Raw genomic sequence first — 4,645 nt, 5'->3', positions numbered from 1 at the left:
TTGCAAGAGATTGAGACGGTGTTTTCGGGACGGCGATTTGTCTTGCGCAGTCAACTCAAGGGCTGCGCCGGCGCGGTGCTGCAGGCTGTGGGGGTAGCGGTCCCGCCGACGATACGGGAACTATAGCGTGCTATCTCAGGGGAAGCAAAATGTAGTGCCAAAGACTTTTTGTGTCTCTGTAACTCGTTCGTAATGAACATACTCGTGTTTTGAACTGTAGAAGATGGGCAAGAAGTAATGAGACGTTGCAAGCTGCCCGGAGGTTAGTGTGGTGTCTCGGAAGTAGCATTCAAAAGTCCTGTCATTGCGAGGAGCATAGCGACGAAGCAATCTCATGATTGCCAATATGTTGAGATCGCTTCGCTTTCGCTCGCGATGACAGACATATGCTAGGAATTTCCGTGACAAGACATTAGGTGCCGATCCTGCAATTCTTCTGCTAATTTTATTGCGTATTTTAGCCCTTCGACTTTTCGTATATCTAAAGAAAGATCTGTTAACCATCCGATATGCGACAATGCCTCTTCAGTCGTAAGGCCTCTCAGGTTCTTCAACGAGATCAATGACTCAAAATTAGCTTCAAAATTTGCCACAAGGCCTCCTTAGAAGATCTTAAATGACAACCAAAATGACAACTTAAATGACAACCTGTCTTAGACAAGGACTATAGTATGCGCCCCTGCCTTTTCCAATAAGTTTTATCACCCTCTGTTCCGTCAACTTGTTCATTTCCTTCAGTGCGGCCTGCCTTGTTATTTTGAACATCTCTGAAACATCACCGATACTGACTCGATCGCTCTGGATTATCCTCTCAACTATTTTCATCTGCCGCTCTGTTAGCGCGATCTGCCCTTTCGTCGTTTTTCTCAATCTTTCGCTGCTCGCGTTTATGAACAGTATCTTTCTCTTTCTCCCAGCGGATTTGTTTTTATTGAAAAGGATAATAGCGCCTGGCGCGCCGGTGTTATAAAAGAGCTTTTCGGGCAATAGGATCACGGCCTCGATCAGGTCATTATTAATAACCGCCGATCTTATAGCTTTTTCCTTCCCTCCCCGAAAAAGACAACCGTTGTCGATTACAACGCCCACTCTCCCCGAATTGTCTTTTGCTGATGCCAGCATATGCTCCATCCAGGCCCAGTCGGCTGATTGTTTTGTGGGGAATCCTAATTCAAACCTCTTGCGCCAGAACTCTCCCTTTTTAAGCGTATCCTCATCGTAGCCATCCTGATTCCATGGAGGATTGGCTATTACCAGATCAAACTGTTGTATTTCTGCATCCTCTTTAAACTTTGGATAAAGGAGCGTATCTCCAATAGAGAGTGTTGTATTTCTTATATCATGATCGTATTGTGTTGTAAATAGGTTAGTTACAACTATAGATATTTTGCGCTAGATTTTGATTATAACGAAATCCGATGTCTACCTATTTTAGGTAATGGTTAAGCTTAAAGACACTGCTCTTATCAGGCTTACTTCCCCTTGTGTCACCACTGTTTATCGCTTCTTGTTTTTGCTCGCGCCTTCAGGCGTGCAGGCAGCGTAGAACCTGTCTGGTCATGCGTCCAGAGAAAAACTGGTTCGGCCAGATTCAAACTGACCCACTACCGACAAGAGACAAAAAGCCGTCACTCCCCGCGCGGGAGTGTGGATTGAAACTACTTCCCGTGAGTGGGAGGGAGGTGGGCGTGCGCGAGATCAATGACTGGTTATCTCAGCAGAGAAATATGTTAGAATACGCGCAGAGGAGGCAGCTATGAGTAAAAACAGAATGCTCGTGGGTTACTCTATCGTGGCCATCACGCTCGGCATGTGTGCATGCGCCCGGAGGACGACTGAGACACCGACGCCGACGGAGACTCCTACGATCACGCCTACACCCACCGAGACGCCCATTGTTCTTGAAAACCGCTTCACCAAAGGCGAGGAGCTCCGGTATAAAATGACGATGAGAGGCTCAGGCACAACGAGCATCGCCGGCCTCCCGGGACAGAGGTCAGGGGTGGAAACGCCGGTGAAGTTGCAGATGGAGCTCGCGTACAGGATGGTGGTCAAAGACGCTGACGCCCAGGGAAACGCCGACCTGGAAACGCACTTCGAGCGCTTTACGTCAACGACTGAGAGCGGCACGCTGAAGATACAGATGGAGGCCGATGAGAAAGGGGCCAGAATTGTCCAGGGCGAGACGGTGGTGAAAGACGCCCCGGGTCTCGATGGCTTAAAAGCGCTCTTCAAAAATCCAACGTTGATAAAGATGGATAAGCGGGGGAAAGTGCTCTCCATTACCCAGCCAAAAGGCGTCGTGGAGCTCCTCCCCCATGTGAATATCTACAGCCTACTCAAACAGAATCAGTTCATACTCCCCGAAGGCCCGATCGCCATCGGCGGTTCATGGAGTGAGAAGAGGGATATCGCCCTCGGTGGCGGCTTGGAGGAGAAGCTGCCTGCGGCAAAGGCGCTCAAGCTCGATACCACCTACACCCTCGCCGGGTTGGTCAAGCGGGATGGGCGGAGATGCGCGGAGATCGCGCTGCGGGGCGAGGTTGCGGCGAAGGAAATGGAAATGGATCTGCCGCAGCGGCAGGGGTCGGACATGGCGATGAAAGCGGCGTTCGACCGTCTCCGGCAAACCATGGTGGGGAATATCTATTTCGATCCCCAGAGGGGGCTGATGGTCGGGATGCACGTTGACACCGACCAGGACATGGCCATGACCATGAAAATAACGAAGGGCGAGACCGAGACGATATTCAGCACCACGACCAGAATAAAGATGGAAACCGATCTAAAGCTGCTCGAATAATGGATACCCTGCCGGAGATCGCGCGGCCCGTGAAAAACGAGCTGCGGACGGTTGAGGAGATCATCTTCTCCTGTCTCTCGTCCGCCGAGGAAAAGTTGGGCGAGCTCGAGCGTTATGCCCTGGAGGGCAAGGGGAAACGTATCAGGCCAGCGGTGACCCTTCTCTCGGGGGCTGTCGCGGGGCAGCTCCGTGAAGCGAATCTCTATCTCGCGGCGGCATCCGAACTCATCCACATGGCGACAGTGGTTCACGACGACGTGATTGACGAGGCCGCCGTACGGCGAGGGAAGGCAACGATCAACGCCTCCTGGGGGAACCCGGTCGCCGTGCTCTTTGGGGACTATCTCCTCTCGCAGGCGTTCGGCATCCTCTGCCGCTTCAAAGACAACGGCATTCTCCCCGACATGGTATACATGACCAGGGAGGTGTGCGAGGGGGAGATATATCAGTTGCGCCGGAGATATGACATCTCCATGACCGAAGACGAGTACCGGGGGACGGTCTCCATGAAGACCGCCTCGCTCTTCTCGACCTGCTGCCGCCTGAGCGCGTCGCTCGCCGGAGCCCCTCGACCCATTCAGGAGTCGCTCTCGCGATTCGGCAGGCAATTCGGCATCGCCTATCAGATAGCTGACGATTGTCTCGATATCAGCGAGGAGAACAGGGGGAAGGATCGCTTCAAGGACATCGAGGGGGGCCGAGTCACGCTCCCACTCATCAAAGCCCTCGCCGCACTCCACGGTGAGGAGCGCGAGCGTCTCGCCATCGCCTTCCGTGGGGGAGAGGTGAAGGAGTGCAGGCGCGCGATCGCCGCGGCGGGCGCGATTGCCGCGTGCCGCCGGGACGCCGAGACACTGCTCGATCAGGCGAGGAACGATCTCTCACCCTTGCCAAACTCCCATTTTAAAAAAGCACTCATTGGTCTTACCGACTTCCTGATCCAGAGCGCGAAGAATTGAAAGGATCATAAGAACAATACGGGTGCTCGATATCCGCCGCGCCTTTTACAAAAAATTTCGTCATCCCTCAATTACTGGGGGAGACTAAGAAGATGGCTTGGAAAGGAGGGCATAGGGGTCTGGTTGCGGATTTTCGTAATGGCTTAATTATAGGGGGCTGTCACTCCTGCGAATGCAGGAGTCCAGTTTTAAGGCGTATTGCGCAGGAAGTGGCAAGGCGGTTCGGAGTAAAGCCAGGTGAGCTTCTCCAGAGGTACGCGAGAAGTCAAGCGCGGCAGGCACTGGCGGAGCTTAGCTGTCGGCGCGGGGCAGCGCGGGCGGGCATGCGTGGGATCGCAAAGATATTAGGAGTGAGTGTGGCAGCGCTACACCTGAGCAGGCGGCGGTTTCGAAAAAGGCTGATGGAAGAAAGGGTGCTCCGGCGGCGTCTCGCGGAAGTCGAAGCGACTCTGCGTGAGTGATATTGTATATTTGTAAAGGTTTGACCCCCCAATCCTCCGGTTTAGATGAGGCAATTCGCACCGTGGCGAATATATGTGGCGAAATATATATTGCCCCCCCCGTGTGATATACTGACGCAATTAATCAAGGTTCGCTGTCAGGCAATGGAGGAAGAGATGAGAGCAAAACTTTTTATGGCATTGAGCGCGGCGGTTATGGTTTCGGCGATATCCTTAACATTTGCCCAGCTCCAGCCGGGATCTCCATGGCCGATGTTTCGCTGTAATTTAGAACACACGGGCCTTAGTGCTCTGGATCATAAGTTCGGTGACGTATTATTTATGCGGCCTTTTCTTTCTGTGAACAAAGAGATAGTTTGTCGAGTAATCGTTTGAGATCCTGACGGGTGAACTTCCATTTGAAAGGTTCAGCGGATTTTTCG

Annotated in this window: 2 protein-coding genes and 1 pseudogene; 2 read left to right on the top strand and 1 reads right to left on the bottom strand. The window is 52.6% G+C overall.

Annotated elements, in window-relative coordinates; all coding sequences use genetic code 11:
- Positions 1-636: 636 nt before the first annotated feature.
- A pseudogene (locus NTX71_12500) lies at positions 637-1,344 on the bottom strand (N-6 DNA methylase).
- A 412-nt stretch (positions 1,345-1,756) separates the two neighbouring features.
- On the opposite strand from NTX71_12500, the gene NTX71_12495 reads away from it, so the two are divergent.
- Together NTX71_12495 and NTX71_12490 are read left to right on the top strand one after the other, a co-directional pair.
- The gene (locus tag NTX71_12495) at positions 1,757-2,803 is read left to right on the top strand and encodes a hypothetical protein (GenBank protein MCX6340712.1); all 1,047 of its coding nucleotides are present in this window, start codon (positions 1,757-1,759) and stop codon (positions 2,801-2,803) included.
- Positions 2,803-3,762, top strand: coding sequence for a polyprenyl synthetase family protein (locus NTX71_12490; GenBank protein ID MCX6340711.1), 960 nt, complete (start codon positions 2,803-2,805; stop codon positions 3,760-3,762). The genes NTX71_12495 and NTX71_12490 overlap by 1 nt, the downstream gene beginning before the upstream one ends.
- The last annotated feature ends 883 nt before the right edge of the window (positions 3,763-4,645 follow it).

Source organism: Candidatus Auribacterota bacterium (assembly GCA_026392035.1).
Taxonomy (GTDB): domain Bacteria; phylum Auribacterota; class Tritonobacteria; order UBA1439; family UBA1439; genus JAPLCX01.
Note: the sequence above shows the minus strand (reverse complement) of the source record. Positions and strands in the feature narration are given on the sequence as shown.

What these genes read in the sequence shown, in the direction of transcription:
- NTX71_12495 (MCX6340712.1), top strand. Translation starts at nt 1,757, where the DNA reads ATGAGTAAAAACAGAATGCTCGTGGGTTACTCTATCGTGGCCATCACG.
- NTX71_12490 (MCX6340711.1), top strand. Translation starts at nt 2,803, where the DNA reads ATGGATACCCTGCCGGAGATCGCGCGGCCCGTGAAAAACGAGCTGCGG.